Annotated in this window: 21 protein-coding genes and 4 tRNA genes; 18 read left to right on the top strand and 7 right to left on the bottom strand. The window is 57.9% G+C overall.

The genetic code is table 11. From position 1 onward, the window contains the following. Positions 1-46: 46 nt before the first annotated feature. Entirely contained in the window at positions 47-1,279 is a 1,233-nt protein-coding gene (sstT, locus tag ACW9JC_RS11760; RefSeq protein WP_457455086.1) for a serine/threonine transporter SstT, read from the bottom strand. 324 nt (positions 1,280-1,603) lie between these two features. Between sstT and ACW9JC_RS11755 the strand changes: the two genes are divergently transcribed. Beyond that, complete coding sequence (locus ACW9JC_RS11755) at positions 1,604-2,764, top strand: MFS transporter (RefSeq protein ID WP_457455085.1); 1,161 nt, start codon at positions 1,604-1,606, stop codon at positions 2,762-2,764. Here ACW9JC_RS11755 and nhaR read toward each other — a convergent pair. Then, positions 2,751-3,650, bottom strand: a complete 900-nt coding sequence (nhaR, locus tag ACW9JC_RS11750) for a transcriptional activator NhaR (RefSeq protein WP_457455084.1) — start codon at positions 3,648-3,650, stop codon at positions 2,751-2,753. The genes ACW9JC_RS11755 and nhaR overlap by 14 nt on opposite strands. 226 nt (positions 3,651-3,876) lie before the next feature. Between nhaR and ACW9JC_RS11745 the strand changes: the two genes are divergently transcribed. Both ACW9JC_RS11745 and ACW9JC_RS11740 read left to right on the top strand, forming a co-directional pair. Beyond that, positions 3,877-4,119: a hypothetical protein gene (locus ACW9JC_RS11745; RefSeq protein ID WP_338581973.1), complete on the top strand. Its 243-nt coding sequence runs from the start codon at positions 3,877-3,879 to the stop codon at positions 4,117-4,119. Between the two features lie 29 nt (positions 4,120-4,148). After that, the gene (locus ACW9JC_RS11740) at positions 4,149-4,898 is read left to right on the top strand and encodes a TerC family protein (protein WP_457455083.1); all 750 of its coding nucleotides are present in this window, start codon (positions 4,149-4,151) and stop codon (positions 4,896-4,898) included. A gap of 73 nt (positions 4,899-4,971) precedes the next feature. On the opposite strand, the gene ACW9JC_RS11735 is transcribed toward ACW9JC_RS11740, so the two are convergent. Continuing rightward, a complete protein-coding gene (locus ACW9JC_RS11735) occupies positions 4,972-5,130 on the bottom strand; it encodes a hypothetical protein (RefSeq protein ID WP_338586600.1) in 159 nt (52 codons plus the stop codon). A gap of 179 nt (positions 5,131-5,309) precedes the next feature. On the opposite strand from ACW9JC_RS11735, the gene ACW9JC_RS11730 reads away from it, so the two are divergent. The 3 genes from ACW9JC_RS11730 to ACW9JC_RS11720 all read left to right on the top strand — a co-directional run bounded on the left by ACW9JC_RS11730 (position 5,310) and on the right by ACW9JC_RS11720 (position 6,573). Next, entirely contained in the window at positions 5,310-6,038 is a 729-nt protein-coding gene (locus ACW9JC_RS11730; RefSeq protein ID WP_457455082.1) for a peptidase C39 family protein, read from the top strand. Between the two features lie 92 nt (positions 6,039-6,130). Further along, complete coding sequence (locus ACW9JC_RS11725; RefSeq protein WP_338581970.1) at positions 6,131-6,340, top strand: DUF6021 family protein; 210 nt, start codon at positions 6,131-6,133, stop codon at positions 6,338-6,340. Between the two features lie 17 nt (positions 6,341-6,357). Beyond that, complete coding sequence (locus ACW9JC_RS11720; RefSeq protein WP_338581969.1) at positions 6,358-6,573, top strand: hypothetical protein; 216 nt, start codon at positions 6,358-6,360, stop codon at positions 6,571-6,573. A gap of 57 nt (positions 6,574-6,630) precedes the next feature. On the opposite strand, the gene pbpG is transcribed toward ACW9JC_RS11720, so the two are convergent. Then, on the bottom strand, positions 6,631-7,569 hold the full coding sequence (gene pbpG, locus ACW9JC_RS11715) for a D-alanyl-D-alanine endopeptidase (RefSeq protein ID WP_338581968.1): 939 nt from the start codon (positions 7,567-7,569) through the stop codon (positions 6,631-6,633). A gap of 239 nt (positions 7,570-7,808) precedes the next feature. Then, positions 7,809-8,663 carry a bifunctional methylenetetrahydrofolate dehydrogenase/methenyltetrahydrofolate cyclohydrolase FolD gene (gene folD, locus ACW9JC_RS11710; protein ID WP_416129295.1) on the bottom strand — a complete coding sequence of 285 codons (855 nt, stop codon included), beginning with the start codon at positions 8,661-8,663 and terminating at the stop codon, positions 7,809-7,811. Positions 8,664-8,937: 274 nt separating this feature from the next. Between folD and ACW9JC_RS11705 the strand changes: the two genes are divergently transcribed. The 11 genes from ACW9JC_RS11705 (at position 8,938) to ACW9JC_RS11655 (ending at position 19,354) form a co-directional block, all read left to right on the top strand. Next, positions 8,938-9,014, top strand: a tRNA-Arg gene (locus ACW9JC_RS11705). Between the two features lie 32 nt (positions 9,015-9,046). Beyond that, positions 9,047-9,122: transfer RNA gene (locus ACW9JC_RS11700), tRNA-His, on the top strand. Positions 9,123-9,180: 58 nt separating this feature from the next. Then, positions 9,181-9,265, top strand: a tRNA-Leu gene (locus ACW9JC_RS11695). A gap of 78 nt (positions 9,266-9,343) precedes the next feature. After that, positions 9,344-9,419 (top strand) — tRNA-His (locus tag ACW9JC_RS11690). 386 nt (positions 9,420-9,805) lie between these two features. Continuing rightward, positions 9,806-11,116, top strand: a complete 1,311-nt coding sequence (gene tig, locus ACW9JC_RS11685; protein ID WP_338581966.1) for a trigger factor — start codon at positions 9,806-9,808, stop codon at positions 11,114-11,116. 92 nt (positions 11,117-11,208) lie between these two features. Continuing rightward, positions 11,209-11,844: an ATP-dependent Clp endopeptidase proteolytic subunit ClpP gene (clpP, locus tag ACW9JC_RS11680; RefSeq protein WP_219097672.1), complete on the top strand. Its 636-nt coding sequence runs from the start codon at positions 11,209-11,211 to the stop codon at positions 11,842-11,844. Positions 11,845-11,956: 112 nt separating this feature from the next. Further along, positions 11,957-13,240, top strand: coding sequence for an ATP-dependent Clp protease ATP-binding subunit ClpX (clpX, locus tag ACW9JC_RS11675; protein WP_007946893.1), 1,284 nt, complete (start codon positions 11,957-11,959; stop codon positions 13,238-13,240). 161 nt (positions 13,241-13,401) lie between these two features. Next, positions 13,402-15,798: an endopeptidase La gene (gene lon / locus ACW9JC_RS11670; RefSeq protein WP_338581964.1), complete on the top strand. Its 2,397-nt coding sequence runs from the start codon at positions 13,402-13,404 to the stop codon at positions 15,796-15,798. Between the two features lie 149 nt (positions 15,799-15,947). Beyond that, positions 15,948-16,220: an HU family DNA-binding protein gene (locus tag ACW9JC_RS11665; RefSeq protein WP_002552737.1), complete on the top strand. Its 273-nt coding sequence runs from the start codon at positions 15,948-15,950 to the stop codon at positions 16,218-16,220. Positions 16,221-16,453: 233 nt separating this feature from the next. Then, positions 16,454-18,325: a SurA N-terminal domain-containing protein gene (locus ACW9JC_RS11660; RefSeq protein ID WP_457455081.1), complete on the top strand. Its 1,872-nt coding sequence runs from the start codon at positions 16,454-16,456 to the stop codon at positions 18,323-18,325. 201 nt (positions 18,326-18,526) lie between these two features. Continuing rightward, positions 18,527-19,354 (top strand): DUF2242 domain-containing protein, encoded by an 828-nt coding sequence (locus ACW9JC_RS11655; RefSeq protein WP_457455080.1) that lies wholly within the window; start codon positions 18,527-18,529, stop codon positions 19,352-19,354. 344 nt (positions 19,355-19,698) lie between these two features. Here the strand turns inward: ACW9JC_RS11655 and ACW9JC_RS11650 are convergent, their stop codons facing one another. Beyond that, a complete protein-coding gene (locus tag ACW9JC_RS11650; RefSeq protein WP_457455079.1) occupies positions 19,699-20,739 on the bottom strand; it encodes an AraC family transcriptional regulator in 1,041 nt (346 codons plus the stop codon). 3 nt (positions 20,740-20,742) lie between these two features. After that, a complete protein-coding gene (locus ACW9JC_RS11645) occupies positions 20,743-21,873 on the bottom strand; it encodes a carbon-nitrogen hydrolase family protein (protein ID WP_457455078.1) in 1,131 nt (376 codons plus the stop codon). Between the two features lie 210 nt (positions 21,874-22,083). Between ACW9JC_RS11645 and ACW9JC_RS11640 the strand changes: the two genes are divergently transcribed. Further along, on the top strand, positions 22,084-24,123 hold the full coding sequence (locus ACW9JC_RS11640; RefSeq protein WP_457455077.1) for an oxidoreductase: 2,040 nt from the start codon (positions 22,084-22,086) through the stop codon (positions 24,121-24,123). Positions 24,124-24,210 lie beyond the last annotated feature (87 nt).

The raw sequence follows: 24,210 nt of genomic DNA, 5'->3' as shown, positions 1-24,210 counted from the left end.
TGCATTCCAATGTAGGAGCTGCCGAAGGCTGCGATCTCTTGATCTTTCAGGCCAGGCGTTCTGCTTTTGCCTCTTCACCCAGGCAAGCCGCTGCGGTGAACAGTACATCGGTGGAGGAGTTCAGCGCGGTTTCCGCCGAGTCCTGCAACACGCCGATGATGAAACCAACCGCCACCACCTGCATGGCGATTTCGCTCGGGATGCCGAACAGGCTGCACGCCAGCGGGATCAGCAACAGCGAACCACCGGCCACACCCGAGGCACCGCAGGCGCAGATCGCTGCGACGACGCTCAACAGGATCGCGGTCGGGATGTCCACAGCAATGCCCAGCGTGTGCACAGCCGCCAATGTCAGTACGGTGATGGTGATCGCCGCACCGGCCATGTTGATGGTCGCGCCCAGCGGGATCGATACCGAGTAGGTGTCTTCGTGCAGGCCCAGACGCTTGCTCAACTCCAGGTTGACCGGAATGTTCGCCGCCGAACTGCGGGTGAAGAACGCGGTGATGCCGCTTTCGCGCAGGCAGGTCAGCACCAACGGATACGGGTTGCGACGCAGTTTCCAGAACACGATGAGCGGGTTCATCACCAGCGCCACAAACAACATGCAGCCCAGCAACACGGCCAACAGATGCGCGTAACCGATCAGGGCGCCGAAACCGGAGGTCGCCAAGGTCGAGGCCACCAGGCCGAAAATGCCCAGCGGGGCGAAGCGAATCACCACTCGCACAATCACGGTCACGCCGTTGGACAGGTCGCCCAGCACTTCACGGGTGGTGTCGCCGGCGTGACGGATGGCAACGCCCATACCGATGGCCCACGCCAGAATGCCGATGAAGTTCGCATTCATCAGGGCGCTGACAGGGTTGTCGACCACGCTCAGCAACAGGCTTTGCAGCACTTCGCCGATACCGCCAGGCGCAGACACAGCAACATCCTGAGTCGACAGCACCAGGCTCGACGGGAACATCATGCTGGCAACCACAGCGACCACGGCGGCGGCGAAAGTCCCCAGCAGATACAGAAACAGAATTGGTCGGATGTGGGTTTCCTGGCCGTGCTTGTGGTTGGCAATCGACGCCATGACCAGCACGAACACCAGGATCGGCGCGACGGCCTTCAGCGCCGAGACAAACACTTTGCCGATGAACGCGGTGGACTTCGCCGCGTCAGGCGCAAACAGGGCCAGGGCAATACCGGCGATCAGGCCGATCACGATTTGCGTAACCAGGCTCAAGCGTTTGAGGCGTTGCAATAGAGAAGGGGATGAAGCAGTCATAAAACGGCATCTCTGATTTTTTATAAGTGCGAGGTTTCGCCGCTCTACGGGGCAGATCGCAGGCAGGAAACCGAAGAATGTCGCGACATCGGCGGCAATAAATGCTCGATGAACACAGGGTGTACGTTTTTCAGGGCGCGGACTTTATCACAGCGTAAGAACGATCTTTCAGACCTGTGACGAACTGCCACCCCGGCATTCAACGCGAATTGCAGGTTCGTGCAACCGCATCCGGAAACACTCTGTTAAGATTCGCCATCCTCATTTTCATCCGCCAGTGAGCCTTCGGGCTATCGCTGGTGTTGTCGTTTTCTGGAGTTTTGCATGCTGTTTCCGATTCTTCTGTTGTCTGCCGCCGGTTTCACGGTGCTGACCACGGAGTTCATCATCGTCGGCCTGTTGCCGGCCATCGCCCGTGACCTCGACGTCAGCATTCCGCAAGCGGGTTTGCTGGTAACCCTGTTTGCCTTCACCGTCGCCGCATTCGGGCCGTTCCTCACCGCGTACTTCGCCCGCTTCGAACGACGCAAGCTGTTTATCTCGGTGTTGATCATGTTTGGCCTGGCCAACACCCTCGCGGCGCTGGCGCCGAATATCTGGGTGATGGCGTTCGCCCGGTTGATCCCGGCACTGGGGTTGCCGGTGTTCTGGGCGCTGGCCAGTGAAACCGCCGTCGATATTGTCGGCCCGGACTACGCGGGTCGCGCCATCGCCAAGATCGGCTTCGGTATCGTCTGCGCTACGGTGTTCGGCATTCCGGTGGGCACGCTGATTTCCGATGCGTTCGGCTGGCGCAGCGCCTTCGCCATTCTGGCGGTCATCGCGTTTGCCAAGGCGTTGCTGCTGTTTATCTACCTGCCAAAAACCAATCTGCACCAGCACCAGGTCAGCTTTCGCTCGCAGTTCAAGATCCTGCGCAGCCCGTTGATGATCGGTCATGTATTGCTGTCGGTGATTGTGTTCAGCGGCATGTTCACCGCGTACACCTATCTGGCGGACATTCTTGAGCGACTGGCCGGTTTCAACGGCACGGTGGTCGGCTGGTGCCTGATGGGCTTCGGTGCGGTCGGTTTGATCGGCAACTCGTTGGGCGGTCGCGCGGTGGATCGTCACCCGCTGATGGCTTCGATGATGTTCTGCGCATTCATGATTGCCGGCCTGGTGGCGCTGGTACCGAACATTCATTCGCCGGTCGGCCTCGCGGCGGCGATGGGCATCTGGGGCGTGACTCAGGCAGCGTTGTTTTTGGTCAGCCATGTGCGGCTGATGAAAGCCGCACCGGAAGCGCCGGCGTTTGCTGCGTCGTTGAACATCGCCGGGGCCAACCTCGGTATTGGCTTGGGCGCGATGATCGGCGGTCGGGTGATCGACAGTGTTGGCCTGCAAGGTCTTGGCTTCGCGGCGGCGGCTTTTATTCTTGCTTCGATTCTGCTGGCTATCGCCCTGATGACTTTCAAGCCACGCGAAGAAATCACAGCGTTGTAAACAACTCGCGTCGGGCACCTTCGGTAATGGCGACAATGCCAGGGTGCTTGACCTTGCGCTCCACGGAAATGGCGTAGAACGACTCGCTCACGGCGTCAGTCTGGCCAATCACCTCCACGCCGCATTGGCGTTTCACTTCATCGGCAATCACGCTCGGGCCGATGAAAATCCCGCTGCCGGATTGGCCGAAGGCCTGCATCAAGGCGCTGTCGTCGAACTCACCGACAATTTTTGGCTGGATCTGCTGCTCGGCGAACCAGCGTTGCAAACGGCTGCGCACTACGGTTTCCGGTCCCGGAATCAGAAGCGGTGCGCCGTGCAGGTTGCGCGGGAAATCCTCGCCGTATCGCGCCGCCAACTCAGGTGTGGCGAAGAAACTGATCCCGCATTCACCGAGCTTCTGGCTGTAGCCTTTGATGTCCAGGTGCGACGGCATCGGGCTGTCGGAGATCACCAGGTCCAGACGCTGGATCGCCAGGTCGGCCAACAAACGTTCAAGCTTGTCTTCGCGGCACGTAATGCGCAGCGGCTCACTCAGTTCCATGGTCGGCGCGATCAGGCGGTAGACGATGGATTTGGGCACCACGTCGGCCACGCCGACGCGAAACAGAATCTGCTGTTCATTGGGCTGCGCCCGCAACATCAATTCCAGTTCACCGCCCAACTGAAACATTTGCTCGGCGTAGGTTAGGGTTTGCCGGCCGGCTTCGGTGAGTTCCAGTTGCCGACCGACGCGGCGAAACAGTTCGATGCCATAGGTTTGTTCCAGCAGTGAAATCTGCCCACTGATGGTCTGCGGAGTGAGGTTCAGCTGTTCGCAGGCGCGCACGATGCTGCCGGTTTTGGCCACCACCCAGAAGTAATGCAATTGCCGATAATTCAACATGTACGGCCACCTGTAGGAGCTGTCGAGTGAAACGAGGCTGCGATCTTTTGATCTGCCCGTGAAAAACAAAATCAAAAGATCGCAGCCTTCGGCAGCTCCTACATTCGTAAAAACCGAAGTATACATGGCAAAAATACGAATTTTCCTGAAGTATCTGCTTCCCTAGAATGCCTCGCTATCAACGGGCCATCGTTTCGGTCCCGTTCGTTATATCGAGGGAAGCATCATGAAAATTAAAGCCACGGCGCTGTTGATCACATCTTTACTGGTATTGGCCGGTTGCGACCAAGCCGAAAAAAGCGCCCAGCAACTGATGGGCAAAGCCGCCGAAAGCGCGAAACAGGCCATCGACGATACCCACAAAGCCGCCGAGCAAGCGCTCAGTGATGCCACCGGCGGGCTGATCAGCAAAAAAGAATCATCGGAAAAAGACTCGGAAAAATCCGAATCTTCCTCCAAGGAAATCTAAACCGTCTTACAACGAGTCAGGACTGACCCATGGAATACCTTTTACAACTAGCCGCCAGCCCCACTGCCTGGGTCGCCCTGGCCACCCTGGTGGTGATGGAAATCGTGCTCGGCATCGATAACCTGATCTTCATCTCGATCCTGACCAATAAACTGCCCGAGCAGCACCGGCAGAAAGCGCGGCGCATCGGTATCGGCATGGCGTTGATCCTGCGCCTGGGCTTGCTCAGCACCATTGCGTTCATTGTCCAGTTGACCACGCCTGTGATCGAGGTTTTCGGCCACGCGTTCTCCTGGAAAGACATGATCCTGATCGCCGGTGGTCTTTTCCTGTTGTGGAAGGCAACGACCGAAATCCATCACAGCATGGACCCTGCTCCGGATGATCCGACTTCGGCGACATCGACGGTAACCTTGGGTTTCGCCGCGGCGATCGGGCAGATCCTGATGCTGGACATGGTGTTTTCCATCGACAGCATCATTACCGCCGTCGGCATGACCGAGCACTTGCCGATCATGATCATCGCGGTGGTGGTGTCGGTATTGGTGATGTTGTTTGCAGCTGATCCGCTGGCCAAGTTCATCAATGACAACCCGACGGTGGTCATGCTGGCCCTTGGCTTCCTGATCATGATCGGCATGACGCTGATCGCCGAGGGCTTCGGCGCCCACGTACCGAAAGGCTATGTGTATGCCGCCATGGCGTTCTCGGCCACGATTGAAGTGTTGAACATGATGTCCCGGCGCGCGAAGCAAAAGCGCATTGCCACTGAAGCTTAACCATCGCTAAACGAAACGGCCGCCTGAACTCGAAAGAGTCCAGGCGGCCGTTTTTGCTTGTATCCGGATAACGTCAGTGCGCGGTTGCGTGACGTACGGGAGGTTCCTCGGCTTTCGTCACTGGCGCCGATTGGACCGGATGGTGATGGTGGCGGCGGGTAATGCGCAGAACTCCCCACAACATGGCAGCGGCGACGGCCAGCCAGCCGGAAATCAACATTACGATTGTCATTGTCAGGCTCATCGATGCCTCCTCTTTGCCCTGCAGCGGGCGCACACGCTATGCAAGTGACAGTCTAGTCGCTGCTGTGTTTCAGGCTATTGACCGAAAGTCGCCTGGCACCAACCAGTTCGCTCTATCGAAAGCAATCAACTACCGGTTAAGGCTATACCGGCGCCGCGCGGCGTCCTATGATCGATGCCCAAGCCGGGAAGCGGATTGCCTGGCGTCTGAACAAGAGAGTGATGATGGTGCGGGTAATTTCTCGAATTCTTTCGGTGGCGGTGATCGTGGGTTGTGTCGCCAGTCTTTCTGGCTGCGCGGGGAGCGTTGCGCCGCAGATCAAGCGGCTGCCGGAGCGGGTCGAACTCACGGGTCGGTTCTATAAGGGCGTGGCCAATCAAAGCGGGCCGCAGGTATTGGCGAGCATGTTGTCCCAGCAAGGCATCGTGATCACCCCGGGTTTGCTCGACAAACCGCTTCGTTTGCCGGGCGCCGAAGCCCAGTTGCAACAGAACATGCAGAACCTCGCCCGTGAGTACGGGATGATGGTTTATCCGCTGGACAGCAATCTGCCAGCCTTGCTGACTCAGGTGGCCGCCGGGTATCCGGTGATGGTGCGGTTTACCGAGGGCTCGGCGCTCTGGGCTGAACCGCGTTATGCAATTCTCTCCGGCTATAACCGTCAGAAACAGACCGTGTTGTTGCGTGCCGGGATGGACCAGCGGTTGCTGATGAGCTTCGGTTCGTTCGAATCGGCTTTCAAGGATGCCGGTGGATGGGCGGTGCTGATTCAGGCACCGACGCAGATTCCAGCGGAAGTCGATCAGCAGCGCTGGCTCAAGGCGGCCAACGATCTGGCCCAGGCCGGCCAGGAGCAGGCGGCGGCGAAGGCCAAAAAGGCTCTGAACGCACAGTAAGCCCGTTCGTCATCTGCCGGGCACCCCGGCCCGTTGGCGTCCTCTGAACCTGTAAGGCCCTGATCTTTTCGGGCCGTGATCAGGAGGCGCCCATGGCACATTCCAATACCCCCGCCGGCCCACATTCGTCCGAGCATTCGTCCGGCGATGATGAGCTGGGGTTTGATCCCGATTCTCCTGACCTCGCCGATCCTCAGGTCGATCCCATCGGACCGGCCAAAGCGCCGAAGGATGTGAAGCCGGGTGACAATCCCAAGGCTCCGGCAAAGCCCTACGATCCACTTGGCGATCTGAAACCCTAGGTCTCATGGAGGTGCGTATGTCTACCGATTCAAGCTTCAACGACAAACGTCCGGAAACTGTTCCGACCACTCCTGAAGAAAGCATCGATCCGGTGCTGGATCCGGACAGCCCAATGCGAGATCCACTGGCGCGTCCCACCGTGGCGCCAACGGAACATCCGCAGGGCTGGCGAGACCCGAGCAAAGGAGATGGCATTCCGGATGACGACCAGATGCCGCTGCCTAACGACTAATTGGCGACGAAAAAAAGCCCCGACTGTTCGGGGCTTTTTCATGCACTCTCAGAAAAGTTACTTCGAAGCTTCAACCACGCCGCTCTGGCGCTGCTTGAGGTTCTTGTCTGCCTTGTACTGCAAGGCTACGGAAGGCACGTCCGCGCTCTTGCCGCTCTCTACCCAATTGCGCATACGGGTGGCATCGGCAAAGTGCGTGTACTTGCCATAGGCGTCAAGAATCACCAAGGCCACCGGGCGATTACCCATCCGGGTCACCAGCACCAGGCAGTGACCTGCTTCGTTGGTGAAGCCGGTTTTCGTCAGCTGGATGTCCCAGTCCGGCTTGCGGACCAAATGGTCGGTGTTGCGAAAGCCCAGGCTGTAGTTGGGTTTGCGGAACGTAACGGTTTTTTCCTTGGTCGTGCTCAACTCGGTCAGCAACGGGTACTTGTGCGCGGCGATCAACAGTTTACTCAAGTCGCGAGCGGTCGAAACGTTACGCGGTGAGAGCCCCGTCGGTTCGACGAAATGGGTATTGGTCATGCCAAGCGCACGGGCCTTGGCGTTCATCGCCGCAATGAACGCGGCATAGCCACCCGGATAGTGATGGGCCAGGCTCGCGGCGGCGCGGTTTTCGGAGGACATCAGGGCAATCAGCAACATTTCTCTGCGTGGCAGTTCGCTCTTTAGCTTCACCCGTGAGTACACACCCTTCATTTCCGGCGTGTCGCTAATGTTGATGTTGATGTATTCGTCCATGTTTTGCCGGGCTTCAACCACGACCAGGCCGGTCATCAGCTTGCTGACGGAAGCGATGGGGACAACCACGTCAGGGTTGCTGGCGTAGATGACTTTGTTGGTCTGCATATCCAACAGCAAAGAGCTGCCGGAAGCGAGCTTGAGTTGCGAGGTATCTCGAGGCGCTGCGGTGGTTTCGCCAGCGCTGGCGATTGGCGTGATGAAAGTCCCTGTAACTGCAAAAACTAGGCTCAGGATGGAAAGACGGATTTTCACGCTGGCAGACTCATAAAGTGTTGATACGCCGTTTATGTAACGGGCTATTTCGTAAAAAGCGCGACATTCTGGAGTATGGCTGAATAACTGTCGATGGTTGTTCAAGTAACAGGTGAAAGTCCCGGAAAGCATGAAAAAAATGTCATTTTCCGGCGGATGGTCGAGCCTGTTCCGCGGGCAAAAAAGAACCCCGCCATGGGCGGGGTTCCTTGTGTCGCGGACTACCTCTGCAACCAGCCTTAACTGTGCAGGGTTTCGGCGGCGTACAGCGTGTTTTCCAGCAGGCAGGCACGAGTCATCGGGCCGACGCCGCCCGGGACCGGAGTGATCCAGCCAGCGCGGGGCAGGGCGGTTTCGTAGATCACATCACCGACCAGTTTGCCGTCTTCCTGGCGGTTGATGCCGACGTCGATCACGATCGCGCCTTCCTTGATCCATTCACCCTTGACCAGGCCCGGTTTGCCAGCGGCGACAACAACCAGGTCAGCACGACCGACGTGGCCGGCCAGATCCTTGGTGAAGCGGTGGGTGACGGTCACGGTGCAACCGGCCAGCAACAACTCCATCGCCATCGGGCGGCCAACAATGTTGGACGCGCCGACGACCACGGCATTCATTCCATACAGATCGGCACCGGTGCTTTCCAGCAAGGTCATGATGCCTTTGGGCGTGCATGGACGCAGCAGCGGAATACGCTGGGCCAGACGACCGACGTTATAAGGATGGAAACCGTCGACGTCCTTGTCCGGGCGAATGCGCTCCAGCAATTTGGACGCGTCCAGGTGTTCAGGAAGAGGAAGCTGCAACAGAACGCCGTCAATCGCCGGATCGTCATTCAGGCGATCGATCAGATCGGTCAGCGCTTCTTGAGTGGTTTCGGAAGGCAGGTCATAGGCTTGGGAAAGAAAGCCGACCTCTTCACAGTCTTTACGCTTGTGCGAGACATAAACCTGAGAGGCAGGATCGCTGCCGACCAGGATCACCGCTAGGCCGGGCGTGCGCAGGCCTTGCTGGCGACGCTCGGTAACCCGTTGGGCGATCTGCTGGCGCAGGCTGGCGGCGATCGATTTGCCGTCGATTAGTTGTGCAGTCATTGCGCGTGATTAACCATCGAGAGGGGAAAAAAAGAGAACGCATTCTCGCATGTCATGCGGTGAGGGCAAAGGCGCTTGGTCTGCAAATTCCTCTAACCCCTTTAATTAAATGAATTTTTTTTAAAAAGGATTTGACGACCTCTGGGGGGCTCTATACTATTCGTCGCACTTGTCGGGCACAGCCTAGCACTGGTTAAGAAGGTCGAACGGAATTACAGTTCTGCAAGACTGACAAGCTCTTAGTTTGTAGTCCTTCAAGGGTACAGCTAACAAGGCGCCCGTAGCTCAGCTGGATAGAGCATCCGCCTTCTAAGCGGATGGTCGCAGGTTCGAGTCCTGCCGGGTGCGCCATTAGGCAGCTTTGGCACAAGTAACGCAATATGGTGGGCGTAGCTCAGTTGGTAGAGCACGGGATTGTGACTCCCGTTGTCGTGGGTTCGATCCCCATCGTCCACCCCATATTTCGAAAAGGCGCCAGATTAACAGTCTGGCGCCTTTGCTTTAAAAGCTTCACTCCGCGGATGTGGTGGAATTGGTAGACACACTGGATTTAGGTTCCAGCGCCGCGAGGCGTAAGAGTTCGAGTCTCTTCATCCGCACCAAATAAAGCTTCGTTCATACCGGCTGGTGTGAATGGGGTTCAGCAACGAAGCTGTTTGGCTTCCTTGTTACGCAATATGGTGGGCGTAGCTCAGTTGGTAGAGCACGGGATTGTGACTCCCGTTGTCGTGGGTTCGATCCCCATCGTCCACCCCATATTTCGAAAGGCGCCAGATTGAAAAGTCTGGCGCCTTTTTTGTTTCAGCGGCCGCTGGTTCCGGGCCGCAGGGGCGGGGCGTTTCGTCGTATTTATGTTTCTCGATGATGCCGTTCTGTCCGCCGGCCTTGCTTGCGAGGTCGGCTGTCAGGGAGATCGCTGGCGACCGCTTCTATATATAGAAGGGTTGGCGCAGAGCCCTGGCGTGATTGGTTGTATTTGCCATCGGGGCGAGGTGCATTCGTGCATTCGCACCTATAAATTGCCTGCTGCGTTTTTACCCGTTTTCAGTAGGGTGACTTCTTGAGTTTGACCCACTAGAATGCATGCCCTTGATTCTGGGGTCGGAAACGGCCGGCTAACGTCTGTGCAACGAGGAATATCCATGCAAGTTTCTGTTGAAAATACTACTGCTCTTGAGCGCCGCATGAGCGTCACCGTGCCGGCTGAGCGCATCGAGAGCCAGGTCAACAAGCGTCTGCAGCAGACCGCCCAAAAGGCCAAGATTGCTGGCTTCCGTCCAGGCAAAGTGCCAATGAGCGAAATCAAGCGCCGTTTCGGTGCTGATGCGCGTCAGGAAGCTGTAGGTGACGTGATCCAGTCTTCCTTCTACGAAGCTGTGGTTGAGCAGAAGCTGAACCCGGCTGGTTCGCCTTCGATCGAGCCTAAATCGCTGGAAGCAGGCAAGGACCTGGAATACGTTGCCGTATTCGAAGTGTTCCCTGAGTTCACCGTTGCCGGTTTCGAAGGTATCAACGTTGAGCGCCTGAGCGCTGACGTGGCTGATGCCGATCTGGACAAAATGCTGGACATCCTGCGCAAGCAGAACACCCGTTTTGAAGTGGCCGATCGCGCTGCCCAGAACGAAGACCAGCTGAACATCGATTTCGTCGGCAAGGTCGACGGTGAAGTGTTCGCTGGCGGTTCCGCCAAAGGTACTCAGCTGGTTCTGGGTTCCGGCCGCATGATCCCCGGTTTCGAAGATGGTCTGGTTGGCGCTAAAGCCGGTGAAGAACGCGTTCTGAACCTGACTTTCCCAGAGGACTACCAGAACCTCGACCTGGCTGGCAAGACCGCCGAGTTCACCGTGACCGTGAACACTGTTTCCGAGCCAAAACTGCCAGAGCTGACCGAAGAGTTCTTCGCTCAATTCGGCATCAAGGAAACCGGTCTGGAAGGCTTCCGCACCGAAGTTCGCAAGAACATGGAGCGCGAGCTGCGTCAGGCGATCAAATCCAAGGTCAAGAATCAGGTAATGGACGGTCTGCTGGCCACCAACCCGATCGAAGTGCCTAAGGCTCTGCTGTCCAACGAAGTTGACCGTCTGCGCGTGCAGGCTGTTCAGCAGTTCGGTGGCAACATCAAGCCTGACCAACTGCCGGCCGAGCTGTTCGAAGAGCAAGCCAAGCGCCGCGTAGTGCTGGGTCTGATCGTGGCTGAAGTGGTCAAGCAATTCGACCTCAAGCCTGACGAAACCCGCGTTCGCGAGATGATTCAGGAAATGGCTTCGGCCTACCAGGAGCCTGAGCAAGTTGTGTCCTGGTACTACAAGAACGACCAGCAACTGAACGAAGTTCGTTCGGTTGTGCTGGAAGAGCAAGTTGTGGATACTGTTCTGCAGAAAGCTAGCGTGACCGACAAATCGGTCTCTTACGAAGAAGCGGTCAAGCCGGTAGAAGCTCCACAAGCCGACTGATTGTTTTTGCGTTAGAAGCACACACCATAAGCCAGCTCTCGAGCTGGCTTATGCGTATTCAAGACATAACTATTTGGGAGTGACTGCAGAGCATGTTCCGTAATTCGTATATTCAGCAGAACTCTGATATCCAGGCCGCAGGCGGCCTGGTCCCGATGGTTGTCGAGCAGTCCGCTCGTGGCGAGCGCGCCTACGACATCTACTCGCGTCTCCTCAAGGAGCGAGTGATCTTTCTGGTTGGCCCGGTAGAGGACTACATGGCCAACCTGATCTGTGCGCAACTGCTGTTCCTTGAAGCGGAAAACCCGGACAAGGACATCCATCTCTATATCAACTCCCCGGGCGGTTCGGTGACAGCAGGCATGTCGATCTACGACACCATGCAGTTCATCAAACCCAACGTGTCGACCACCTGTATCGGCCAGGCGTGCAGCATGGGCGCTTTCCTGCTGACCGCCGGTGCTCCTGGCAAGCGTTACTGCCTGCCGAACTCGCGTGTGATGATTCACCAGCCACTGGGCGGTTTCCAGGGCCAGGCATCGGATATCGAAATCCATGCCAAGGAAATCCTCTTCATCCGTGAACGTCTCAACACGTTGATGGCCAAGCACAGCGGGCACACGCTTGAGGAAATCGAGCGCGATACCAACCGCGATAACTTCATGAGTGCAGAAGCTGCGCGTGAATACGGGTTGATCGACGAAGTGATCAATCAGCGCCCCGCTTAAAATAAGCAGCTCAAAATAGGCTTGGTCGGCTGGTCTGATCAGCGGCGGGCTTGAAAAAGCCCGCAATAGCCTTCATCTTGTGTTGCAAGCCTATCGGATTTGGATCGAACGAATGACTGACACCCGCAACGGCGAGGACAACGGCAAGCTGCTCTATTGCTCCTTCTGTGGCAAAAGCCAGCATGAAGTGCGCAAATTGATTGCCGGCCCCTCGGTCTTTATCTGCGACGAGTGCGTCGACCTGTGCAATGACATCATCCGCGAGGAGGTGCAGGAAGCACAGGCCGAGAGCAGCGCGCATAAATTGCCTTCGCCTAAAGAAATCAGCGGCATCCTTGATCAGTACGTGATTGGTCAGGAGCGTGCAAAAAAGGTTCTGGCCGTAGCGGTGTACAACCACTACAAGCGTCTGAACCAGCGTGACAAAAAGAATGACGACGTCGAACTCGGCAAGAGCAACATCTTGCTGATCGGCCCGACAGGCTCGGGTAAAACCCTGCTTGCCGAAACACTGGCCCGCTTGCTGAACGTTCCGTTCACCATCGCCGACGCAACCACCCTCACCGAGGCGGGTTACGTAGGTGAAGATGTCGAGAACATCATTCAGAAGCTGTTGCAGAAGTGCGATTACGACGTGGAAAAGGCCCAGATGGGCATTGTCTACATCGACGAAATCGACAAGATTTCGCGCAAGTCTGACAACCCGTCGATCACTCGGGACGTTTCCGGTGAAGGCGTGCAGCAGGCCCTGCTCAAGTTGATCGAAGGCACGGTCGCTTCCGTTCCGCCTCAAGGTGGTCGCAAGCATCCGCAGCAGGAATTCCTGCAGGTCGACACCCGTAACATCCTGTTCATCTGCGGTGGTGCGTTCTCCGGTCTGGAAAAGGTTATTCAAAACCGTTCCACCAAGGGCGGCATCGGTTTCAACGCGGAAGTTCGCAGCAAGGAAGAAGGCAAGAAAGTCGGTGAATCCCTGCGTGAAGTCGAGCCTGACGATCTGGTCAAGTTCGGTCTGATCCCTGAATTCGTCGGTCGTCTGCCGGTTCTTGCGACGCTGGACGAGCTTGATGAAGCTGCTTTGATGCAGATCCTCACCGAGCCGAAAAATGCTCTGACCAAGCAGTATGCCAAGCTGTTCGAGATGGAAGGCGTGGACCTGGAATTCCGGGCTGACGCACTGAAATCGGTCGCCAAGCGCGCGCTGGAACGCAAAACCGGTGCACGTGGTCTGCGTTCGATTCTCGAAGGTGTATTGCTCGACACTATGTATGAAATCCCCTCGCAGTCCGAGGTGAGTAAAGTAGTGATCGATGAAAGCGTTATAGAAGGCAAGTCCAAGCCACTGTATATCTATGAAAACAGTGAGCCTGCTGCCAAGGCCGCGCCAGACGCCTAAGCGTCACGCGGTTGGTACAAAGAAGGGGCCTTCGGGCCCCTTTGCTTTTTCCGGTTTTTTACACAGTCTTTGTGCTTGTTTTTTTTGAAGGCTGCCCCCATCTTGGTTTCAAGCTTACTTCCATCTGTTTCCGGCCATATGGCCGCCGTAGAGGCGAAATCATGAAGACAACCATCGAATTGCCTCTCCTGCCATTGCGTGATGTCGTGGTTTATCCGCACATGGTTATCCCGCTGTTCGTGGGGCGCGAGAAATCCATCGAAGCTCTCGAGGCAGCGATGACGGGCGACAAGCAGATCCTTCTGCTGGCTCAGAGAAACCCTGCTGACGACGATCCCGGTGAAGACGCACTTTATCGCGTAGGTACGATTGCGACCGTTCTGCAGCTGCTGAAGCTGCCTGATGGCACGGTCAAGGTTCTTGTCGAAGGCGAGCAGCGAGGCGCCGTGGAGCGCTTCAGCGAAGTGGACGGCCATTGCCGTGCCGAAGTCTCGTTGATCGACGAAGTCGACGCGCCAGAGCGCGAGTCGGAAGTGTTTGTCCGCAGCCTGCTGTCGCAGTTCGAACAATATGTGCAGCTGGGCAAGAAAGTCCCGGCTGAAGTTCTGTCGTCGCTCAACAGCATCGACGAGCCTGGCCGCCTGGTCGACACCATGGCCGCGCACATGGCCCTGAAGATCGAGCAGAAGCAGGAAATCCTCGAAATCATCGATTTGTCGGCCCGGGTCGAGCACGTCCTGGCGTTGCTGGATGCCGAGATCGATCTGCTGCAAGTCGAAAAACGCATTCGCGGTCGCGTCAAAAAGCAAATGGAGCGCAGTCAGCGCGAGTACTACTTGAATGAGCAGATGAAGGCCATTCAGAAAGAGCTCGGCGACAGCGACGAAGGGCATAACGAAGTCGAAGAGCTGAAAAAGCGCATCGATGCCGCCGGCCTGCCAAAAGACGCGCTCGCCAAGGCTACGGCCGAACTGAACAAGCTAAAGCAAATGTCGCCAATGTCCGCGGAAGCGACCGTGGTGCGTTCGTACATCGACTGGCTGGTTCAGGTGCCGTGGAAGGCTCAGAGCAAGGTGCGTCTGGACCTGGCGCGCGCAGAAGACATTCTCGACGCCGACCACTATGGTCTGGAAGAAGTCAAAGAGCGGATTCTCGAATACCTCGCTGTGCAAAAGCGCGTGAAGAAGATTCGTGGTCCGGTGTTGTGCCTGGTAGGTCCTCCGGGGGTGGGTAAAACCTCTCTGGCGGAGTCGATCGCGCACGCCACTAACCGTAAATTCGTGCGCATGGCCCTGGGCGGTGTGCGTGATGAAGCGGAAATTCGTGGTCATCGCCGTACCTACATCGGTTCGATGCCCGGAAGATTGATTCAAAAGATGACAAAGGTGGGCGTCCGTAACCCGCTGTTCCTGCTCGATGAAATCGACAAAATGGGCAGCGACATGCGTGGCGATCCGGCGTCGGCGTTGCTGGAAGTGCTTGATCCCGAGCAGAACCACAACTTCAACGATCACTATCTGGAAGTCGACTACGACCTGTCGGATGTGATGTTCCTGTGCACCTCGAACTCCATGAACATTCCACCGGCGCTGCTGGACCGGATGGAAGTGATTCGTCTGCCGGGCTACACCGAAGACGAGAAGATCAACATTGCCGTCAAATACCTTTCGCCGAAGCAGATCACGGCCAACGGTTTGAAGAAAGGCGAGCTGGAATTCGACGCCGAAGCGATCCGCGACATCATCCGCTACTACACCCGCGAAGCCGGTGTGCGTGGGCTGGAGCGCCAGATTGCCAAGGTTTGCCGCAAGGCGGTCAAAGAGCATGCGCTGGAAAAACGCTTCTCGGTGAAGGTCACTGCGGACGATCTGGAACACTACCTGGGCGTGCGTAAATTCCGCTACGGCCTGGCTGAGCAGCAGGATCAGATCGGTCAGGTAACCGGGTTGGCGTGGACTCAGGTGGGCGGCGAATTGCTGACCATCGAAGCCGCTGTCGTGCCGGGCAAAGGCCAGCTGATCAAGACCGGTTCCCTGGGCGACGTGATGGTCGAATCGATCACCGCAGCCCTGACGGTTGTGCGCAGCCGCGCGAAGAGCCTGGGCATTCCCCTGGACTTCCACGAGAAGCGTGACACCCACATCCACATGCCGGAAGGGGCGACGCCGAAAGACGGCCCTAGCGCCGGTGTAGGCATGTGCACGGCGCTGGTGTCGGCATTGACCGGCATTCCGGTGCGTGCGGACGTAGCCATGACCGGTGAAATCACCTTGCGTGGTCAAGTGCTGGCGATCGGTGGTTTGAAAGAAAAACTGCTCGCTGCTCACCGCGGTGGAATCAAGACCGTGATCATTCCTGAAGAGAATGTTCGCGATCTGAAGGAGATTCCTGACAATATCAAGCAAGATCTCCAGATTAAACCGGTTAAATGGATTGACGAGGTCCTGCAAATTGCGCTGCAATACGCGCCGGAGCCCTTGCCGGATGTGGCTCCGGAGATTGTCGCGAAGGATGAAAAACGCGAGTCCGATTCTAAGGAAAGAATTAGCACGCATTAGTACGTATTTGCCTGGGGGGCTTCCTTGACAGATTTTTAGAGCCCTTGTTATAAAGCGGCTCTTAAGTGTCTGTTGGCCATTCAGCACTCGTTTTTGCTTTCACCAAAAAAACTTAGAATCATACTCAAATAGATATAAGGGGACTTAGAGTGAACAAGTCGGAACTGATTGATGCTATCGCTGCATCCGCTGATATCCCGAAAGCTGCTGCTGGCCGTGCGCTGGACGCTGTAATCGAATCCGTCACTGGCGCTCTCAAGGCTGGTGACTCCGTTGTTCTGGTTGGTTTCGGTACTTTCTCCGTAACTGATCGTCCAGCTCGCATTGGTCGTAACCCACAGACCGGTAAGACGCTGGAAATCGCAGCAGCCAAAAAACCAGGTTTCAAAGCCGGTAAAGCACTGAAAGAAGCTGTCAACTAAGTTCGATTCAGGTTTTTGCCTATCCGGGTCAGGGTCAAGCCTGACCTGGCAGCGGAGCGGTAGTCCAGACGGCAATTGCCGGTCCGAGACGCCGAGGCTCGCAAGTTCGAGTTATCGGTCCGCTCCGCCAGTTACGAGAAGGCGCATCCTCGGATGCGCCTTTCTTCTATCCGGATTCTACCCACGCTCCACGGTTGCCTAATTTTTGAAGTTCAACCGTTTATGGGGGACGCATGCTGCAGAATATCAGGGACAATTCACAAGGCTGGATTGCCAAGACCATTATCGGGGTCATCGTTGCACTGATGGCTTTGACCGGTTTCGACGCCATTTTTCAGGCCACGACGCACAAGAACGAGGCGGCGAAAGTCAATGGTGACGAAATCAGCCAGAACGAGCTGAGCCAGGCGGTCGATATGCAACGCCGTCAACTCATGCAACAGCTGGGCAAGGATTTCGATGCTTCCTTGCTCGACGAAAAAATGCTGCGCGAATCGGCCCTCAAAGGCCTGATCGATCGCAAACTGCTGCTGCAAGGCGCAGAAAACTCCAAGTTCGCCTTCTCCGAAGCGGCGCTGGACCAGGTCATCCTGCAAACCCCTGAATTTCAGGTCGATGGCAAGTTCAGTCCTGAGCGTTTCGACCAGGTAATTCGTCAACTCGGCTACAGCCGCATGCAGTTCCGCCAGATGCTGGCCCAGGAAATGCTGATCGGCCAGTTGCGCGCCGGTCTGGCGGGTAGCGGTTTCGTCACTGACGCACAGGTTCTGGCTTTCGCCCGTCTGGAGAAACAGACCCGCGATTTCGCCTCCCTGAACATCAAGGTAGACCCGGCAGCGGTGAAGCTGACCGATGACGAAGTCAAAGCCTATTACGACGAACACGCCAAGGAATTCATGACGCCGGATCAGGTGGTCATCGATTATCTGGAGTTGAAGAAGGCTTCCTTCTTTGACCAGGTCAGCGTCAAGGACGAAGACCTGCAAGCGGCGTATCAGAAAGAAATCGCGAACCTGTCCGAGCAACGCCGGGCTGCGCATATTCTGATCGAAGTGAACGACAAGACCACCGAAGCGCAGGCCAAGGCCAAGATCGAAGAGATCCAGGCGCGTCTGGCCAAAGGCGAGAAGTTCGAGGCCCTCGCCAAGGAGTTCTCCCAGGATCCGGGTTCGGCGAACAATGGCGGCGACCTCGGCTACGCAGGTCCTGGTGTTTATGACCCAGTCTTCGAGAAGTCCCTGTATTCGCTGGCCAAGGATCAGGTTTCCGAGCCGGTTCGCACCGACTTCGGTTTCCACCTGATCAAGCTGCTGGGCGTAGAAGCGCCTGAAGTACCGACGTTCGCCAGCCTGAAAGGCAAGCTGACCCGCGACTTGAAGACCGCGCAGGTCGAGCAGCGATTCGTCGAGGCGACCAAGCAACTGGAGGACGCCTCGTTCGAAGCTTCCGATCTGGCCCAGCCGGCGCAAGACTTGAAGTTGACCGTTCACACTTCCGCGCCGTTCGGCCGTGAAGGTGGCGAAGGCATTGCGGCCAACCGCGCCGTGATCACCGCGGCGTTCAGCCCGGAAGTGCTGGATGAGGGTGCCAACAGCACCGCCATCGAACTCGATCCGGAAACCGTGATCGTGTTGCGCGCCAAGGAACACCTCAAGCCAACGCAATTGCCGCTGGAAAGCGTCGCGGGCCCGATCCGTGCGCAATTGGCCAAGGAACACGCCATTGCGGCTGCCAAGACCCATGCTGATGAGTTGATTGCCAGCCTGCGCGAAGGCAAGTCGCCACTGGAAAAGCCGATTGACGGTCAGAGCTGGAAGGTTACCGAAGCTGCGACTCGCGCTCAGGAAGGGGTTGACCCGACTGTGCTGCAAGCGCTGTTCCGCATGCCCAAGCCTGCCGCCAAGGACAAGCCTACGTTCACCAGCGTGACTCTGGCCGACGGCAATCTGGTGATCGTGCGCCTGAACGGTGTCAACGAAGCCGCATCGCCGACTGAAGAAGAGAAGGCTCAATACCGTCGCTTCCTCGCTTCGCGAGTTGGCCAGCAAGACTTTGCGGCCTACCGCAAGCAGCTGGAAAGCCAGGCCGACATCAAGCGTTTCTGATGTCAGACTGAGTGGTCCGCAACACAGGAACCCCGGCCGAAAGGCCGGGGTTTTTTGTTACAGGTGAACAGACAAGCGTGCGGGACATTTACTGAATGTCGGAGTCAACACTCCTGTAACTGTTTTAAGACACAATCGATGCGCCGCTAAGCATCGATCTGTTGCACAATACGCCCCGAACCGTTTTCCTCAGGATGTTCAATGTTTAAATCATTTCCCATGCGTGTTGCCGGGCTGGCGCTGGTGCTGGCCGTTGCGGCCGGGTGCTCGTCGAAGAAAGCCGCCATCTATGAGCATGAGAACTTCGACGACTCCGGGACATTTTCCCGAAACTATCCAGTGGCCGACACCGCTTCCTGTGAAGCCGCTCGTCGGGCCCTGCTGAGTCAGGGCTACATCATCACCAGCAGCGATCCAAAACTGATCAGCGGGCACAAAAGCTTCCAGCAGACCGGCGAGACCCACATGGAAATCAGTTTCAGTGTGGTCTGCGCCGAAGACGGCAGTGCCGGGCATCACGCCACGGTGTTCGCCAATGCCCTGCAAGACAAGTATGCGCTGAAGAAAACCAACAACTCCGCCAGTCTCGGTGTCGGTGTGCTGGGCTCGGTATCGATGCCGATCGGTTCGTCGGATGACTCGATGGTCAAGGTCGCGAGCGAAACCGTGACGTCCGCCAAGTTCTACGAGCGTTTCTTCGCGCTGGTCGAACTGTTCCTGCCCAAGGAAGTGAAAGAAGCGGCGCATATCACCGAGAAGCCGAAAACCGATCTGGGCGTGCCTGAACCCAAGGCCGCACCGGCGCCATTGGCCCCGCAAACCGCGGCTGAGCCTGCCCCGGCGGCAGAAGCGACACAGGCACCAGTCGCGTCAGAGCCGGTAGCACCGCCGCCTGAAGCCGCACCGATTACTTCGGCTCCAAGCGCTGAGCCAACGCCTTCCCCGGAAGCGATCACGCCACCGGCCAACCCAAGCGACATGGCGCCACCTTCGGAGCCGATTCAGGCCATGCCGATCACTGGTCAGTGATTGGCGCTACGGGGCCACGCGAAGCCGCGTCGGTCCCGTTCCCGCTGTAAATATTGACCCGCATCAAACAGACCGCTGTCCTGCGGTCTGCATTGAAAAAATCCTGTGATAAATCCCCGACCGCCTGCTACGTTTTATCTATTGGCGATGAAGTGTCGTGCCCGCGTCATTTTTCCTTCATGTGGGCACTTTAGGCTCAAGGCGCTGGTCATTTATTCAGACGTTTTTTTCAATGAGCTGTGGGGGATTCGGAAATGGACGATTATCAAGAAGAGCTGCTCGAGTATCAGGCGTTTGAACTGGATCCGCTGGAACCTGCCGAAGACGCTACCGAGCTGTAAATGTCAGGCGGATTGGCGATGACTGCGGCGAAACTCGCCGGGTGTCTGGCCGGTCCAGCGTTTGAAGGCGCGTTGAAACGCTTCGGCTGAGGCGAAGCCCAGCAGGTAGGCGATTTCTCCGAATGCCAGTTCGGTATCGCGAATGTAGGTCATGGCCAGGTCGCGACGGGTGTCGTTGAGAATCGCGCGAAATTGCGTGCCTTCCTCGGCGAGTTTGCGACGCAGAGTCCAGGTGGGCAGCTTCAGGCGTGCCGCCACTTCTTCCAGGTCGGGTTCCCGGCCACCATTGAGCAACGGCCCCAGTAACTGAGTGATGCGTTCACGCAGGCTGCGGGTGCGTGTCAGTTGCTCCAGTTCCCGCTCACACAAACTCAGCAAGTGGCGCCAGGTGCTCGGGCAGTGCTCCGGGTTGCGCTGGGCAAGGCTGGCCAGGCTCAGGCGCAGTTGATTGTGCTCGGCAGCAAACTGTATCGGGCAGTCGCCCAACGCGTCGTAGGCGGCGCGGTAGTCGGGTTCTTCGAATTCGATCTCGATGCGTTCGGCGCGCAGCGGGGCAGGGCTGACGCTGGACAATTGCTGCAACCAGCCCGCGATGATCGAATCCACCACGAAGCGGTTATAGCTGTTGTAAGGGCTGATGGAGTAAAAACGCAGCCAGGCCCCTTGGGGGTCTTCGTGAAAGCTCGATTGACCGCGATAGTTGGAGCCATACAAGGCTTCGAAGCGAATCAGGCAGCGCGCCGCTTCGCGCACAGTCGGCGCCTGTGCCGCGGTGACACCGGCCAGACCGGCCTGGCTCAAGCGGCTGAGCTGACCCATCCGTAAGCCGAGCGCCGGGTTGCCGGTCAGCTGAATGGCGCCGTGGCCAAGGCGCATGTAGCGCGGAATTGAGAGTCGGGCACCTGCTTCGCCGAGTCGGGCCGCATCCAGTCCGTACTGTTCCAGCAGGGGTTGTGGGTCGGCACCGTGGCTGCGCACGGCGTCGGCCAGGCTATGAACGAAGCCGACCGACAAATCGCCAAGACGCGTCGGCTGTGGTTTCATGGCTTACAACCAAAGGTTCAGCAGGCGCGCACCGCGGACGTTGCCGTCGGCGAAATGCTGACCGTTGCTGCTCAGAAAACTCTGGCCGGCGCTGGACTGGTCCCAGAATTGCCCGCGCAGAAATACGCTCATGCCGGCGATCGCCTGGCTTGAAGGGGATTGAGTGGTCAGGGTCAGGCGATGCCAGGCCTGGCCCTCACTGAGTTCTCCGGCCTTGAGACTGACGGAGCCCGGTGTCGACGAGCCCCGATAGCCGCGCCACGGTTGATCCCAAGTACCACGACCGGTAACGAACGCCGGAACCGCGACGATCCTTACCTGCTGAGTGTCGAGTTTGCGGTAATTGTCCGGATACCAACTGTCGCTGCCGATCAGCACGCCCAAGCGCCCGGCCGGAGTATCGACGACGTTGAGTGTGTGCTCGCCGTTGGCTTTGATCGCATCCTGCTGCTCGAAAACCGGGTGCATCTGACGCTGCGGCTGGCCGATGGGCAATCCATCGCGGCCGAACACCACGCTGCTGTTGTACAGCGCGCCGCGACCGATTTTCAGAGTGCCGTCGATGATGCTCGGCTCGGGCAGCACGATGGACCCCGCCACCAGCGTTACATGGAATTCTTTTGCCAGCCCGCCGAACAACGCCTGGTAATCCTTGGCCATGCCTTTGGCTTTCATGCGCAAGTGCGCGTCATCCAGACGACTGCCGCCCTCGGCGCCAATCAGCGCGCGAACGAATTTCAAAGGATTGCTCACGGCCAGCCAGTTCATGGCTTCCTTGAGGGTGGTGGCCTGGTACAACTCGTCCTTTTCACCGCTGACCATCAGCCAGGTGCCGACATGTTCGGGCAACACGACGATGGTTTTTTCGTTCAGCAGGCCTTGTTCCTGCGCTTTCTGCAGGTAGGCCGCGAGTTTGCGGTGCAAGCGTTCAGGGCTTTGATAGTCGGTGGGAAACAACTCGGGTTGTATGCCCAGCAGGTTACCCCGGTCGGCGGGTTGGCCCTGGTCGACGGCGAGATCTATCCGCAGATCCGAGAGGTAATGGCCCACCGGGCGATCCGCGGCCCACATGGCGTAGGTCGTCAGTGCGGCGATCAACGCCATGGAGAAAGTCAGGTACAGAAGTTTGCGCATGGGGAAACAGTCAACAGCCGTGTGCAGGGTTCGACGACTAGGGTATGACCCATGTTCCCGCTTGCCAAGGGGCGCTGCACATTTTGATCAATAAGTTGTCAGTTTCGGTCATTGAGCGACCGCTGGACTGCTCATAGTCTGTAACCCATGACAGAGGGGCGCCAAAGAGCGTCCTCACTTTTTCCGTGATCGCTCGTTGTGGAGTTACCGATGACCGCCGCTCATTACCCGCACCTGTTGGCCCCGCTGGACCTGGGTTTTACCACGTTGCGCAACCGCACCTTGATGGGCTCGATGCACACCGGTCTGGAAGAAAAGCCGGGTGGCTTCGAGCGCATGGCGGCGTACTTCGCCGAGCGTGCCCGTGGTGGTGTGGGCCTGATGGTCACTGGCGGTATCGGCCCGAACGACGAGGGTGGCGTTTACTCCGGCGCAGCCAAGCTGACTACCGAGGAAGAAGCGCTCAAGCACCAGATCGTGACCCGCGCGGTGCACGAGGCGGGCGGCAAGATCTGCATGCAGATCCTCCACGCCGGTCGTTATGCCTACAGCCCGAAGCAGGTTGCGCCAAGCGCTATTCAGGCGCCGATCAACCCGTTCAAGCCGAAAGAGCTGGACGAGGAAGGCATCGAGAAACAGATTCGCGATTTCGTCACCTGTTCGACCCTGGCACAACAGGCCGAGTACGACGGCGTCGAAATCATGGGCTCCGAAGGTTATTTCATTAACCAGTTCCTCGCGGCCCACACCAACCACCGCACCGACCGCTGGGGCGGCAGCTACGAAAACCGTATGCGCCTGCCGGTGGAAATCGTTCGCCGCGTACGTGAAGCGGTCGGCCCGAACTTCATCATCATTTTCCGCCTGTCGATGCTCGATCTGGTCGAAGGCGGCAGCACCTGGGACGAAATCGTACTGTTGGCCAAGGCTGTTGAGCAGGCCGGTGCGACGATCATCAACACCGGTATCGGCTGGCACGAAGCGCGGATTCCGACCATCGCCACCAAAGTGCCGCGTGCGGCGTTCAGTAAAGTCACGGCCAAGCTGCGTGGCTCGGTGAGCATTCCGCTGATCACCACCAACCGCATCAACACCCCGGAAGTGGCCGAGCAGATTTTGGCCGAGGGCGATGCCGACATGGTGTCCATGGCGCGGCCATTCCTCGCCGACGCGGATTTCGTCAACAAGGCCGCAGAAGGCCGCGCCGATGAAATCAACACCTGCATCGGTTGCAACCAGGCGTGCCTGGACCACACCTTCGGCGGCAAGTTGACCAGTTGCCTGGTCAACCCGCGTGCCTGCCACGAAACCGAACTCAACTATTTGCCGGTGCAGCAGATCAAGAAGATCGCCGTGGTCGGTGCCGGTCCTGCCGGTTTGTCCGCTGCGACCGTGGCCGCTGAGCGTGGTCATGAGGTGACGCTGTTTGATTCGGCCAGTGAAATCGGCGGCCAGTTCAACGTTGCCAAACGCGTGCCGGGCAAGGAAGAATTCTTTGAGACCCTGCGTTATTTCGGCCGCAAATTGCAGACCAGCAACGTCGAGGTGTGCCTGAACACTCGTGTCGATGTGGCGAAACTGGTCGAGGGCGGTTACGACGAGATCATCCTCGCGACCGGCATCGCCCCAAGAACTCCTGCGATTCCGGGCGTGGAGAACGCCAAGGTGTTGAGCTATCTGGATGTGCTGCTGCAGCGCAAACCGGTGGGCAAACGCGTCGCGGTGATTGGCGCCGGCGGTATCGGTTTTGACGTCTCGGAATTCCTGGTCCATCAGGGCGAGGCCACCAGCCTGAACCGTGATGAGTTCTGGAAAGAGTGGGGCATCGATACGCATCTGGAAGCACGCGGCGGTGTCGCCGGGATCAAGGCTGCACCCCATGCACCGGCCCGCGAAGTTTTCCTGCTGCAACGCAAGAAATCCAAGGTCGGCGATGGCCTGGGCAAGACCACCGGCTGGATTCACCGCACCGGTCTGAAGAACAAGCAGGTGCAGATGCTCAACAGTGTTGAATACCTGAAGATCGACGACGAAGGCCTGCACATCCGCATCGGCGAAACCGGTGAGCCGCAAGTATTGCCGGTGGACAACATCGTGATTTGCGCCGGGCAGGATCCACTGCGCGAGTTGCAGGATGGCCTGGTGGCGGCGGGGCAGAACGTGCATCTGATCGGCGGCGCGGATGTCGCGGCGGAGCTGGATGCCAAACGGGCGATCAATCAGGGTTCGCGGTTGGCTGCGCAGTTGTAATCCGCCCAGTACCTGTGGCGAGGGAGCTTGCTCCCGCTGGGCTGCGAAGCGGCCCCTAGTCCATTAGATGCGGTCGATCAGAATTGT

The sequence above is a fragment of the Pseudomonas sp. SDO5591_S426 genome, from assembly GCF_054070755.1.
Note: the sequence above shows the minus strand (reverse complement) of the source record. Positions and strands in the feature narration are given on the sequence as shown.

Coding starts and splice junctions, on each gene's coding strand:
- sstT (WP_457455086.1), bottom strand. CDS start 1,279: ATGACTGCTTCATCCCCTTCTCTATTGCAACGCCTCAAACGCTTGAGC.
- ACW9JC_RS11755 (WP_457455085.1), top strand. CDS start 1,604: ATGCTGTTTCCGATTCTTCTGTTGTCTGCCGCCGGTTTCACGGTGCTG.
- nhaR (WP_457455084.1), bottom strand. CDS start 3,650: ATGTTGAATTATCGGCAATTGCATTACTTCTGGGTGGTGGCCAAAACC.
- ACW9JC_RS11745 (WP_338581973.1), top strand. CDS start 3,877: ATGAAAATTAAAGCCACGGCGCTGTTGATCACATCTTTACTGGTATTG.
- ACW9JC_RS11740 (WP_457455083.1), top strand. CDS start 4,149: ATGGAATACCTTTTACAACTAGCCGCCAGCCCCACTGCCTGGGTCGCC.
- ACW9JC_RS11735 (WP_338586600.1), bottom strand. CDS start 5,130: ATGACAATCGTAATGTTGATTTCCGGCTGGCTGGCCGTCGCCGCTGCC.
- ACW9JC_RS11730 (WP_457455082.1), top strand. CDS start 5,310: ATGATCGATGCCCAAGCCGGGAAGCGGATTGCCTGGCGTCTGAACAAG.
- ACW9JC_RS11725 (WP_338581970.1), top strand. CDS start 6,131: ATGGCACATTCCAATACCCCCGCCGGCCCACATTCGTCCGAGCATTCG.
- ACW9JC_RS11720 (WP_338581969.1), top strand. CDS start 6,358: ATGTCTACCGATTCAAGCTTCAACGACAAACGTCCGGAAACTGTTCCG.
- folD (WP_416129295.1), bottom strand. CDS start 8,663: ATGACTGCACAACTAATCGACGGCAAATCGATCGCCGCCAGCCTGCGC.
- tig (WP_338581966.1), top strand. CDS start 9,806: ATGCAAGTTTCTGTTGAAAATACTACTGCTCTTGAGCGCCGCATGAGC.
- clpP (WP_219097672.1), top strand. CDS start 11,209: ATGTTCCGTAATTCGTATATTCAGCAGAACTCTGATATCCAGGCCGCA.
- clpX (WP_007946893.1), top strand. CDS start 11,957: ATGACTGACACCCGCAACGGCGAGGACAACGGCAAGCTGCTCTATTGC.
- lon (WP_338581964.1), top strand. CDS start 13,402: ATGAAGACAACCATCGAATTGCCTCTCCTGCCATTGCGTGATGTCGTG.
- ACW9JC_RS11660 (WP_457455081.1), top strand. CDS start 16,454: ATGCTGCAGAATATCAGGGACAATTCACAAGGCTGGATTGCCAAGACC.
- ACW9JC_RS11655 (WP_457455080.1), top strand. CDS start 18,527: ATGTTTAAATCATTTCCCATGCGTGTTGCCGGGCTGGCGCTGGTGCTG.
- ACW9JC_RS11650 (WP_457455079.1), bottom strand. CDS start 20,739: ATGAAACCACAGCCGACGCGTCTTGGCGATTTGTCGGTCGGCTTCGTT.
- ACW9JC_RS11645 (WP_457455078.1), bottom strand. CDS start 21,873: ATGCGCAAACTTCTGTACCTGACTTTCTCCATGGCGTTGATCGCCGCA.
- ACW9JC_RS11640 (WP_457455077.1), top strand. CDS start 22,084: ATGACCGCCGCTCATTACCCGCACCTGTTGGCCCCGCTGGACCTGGGT.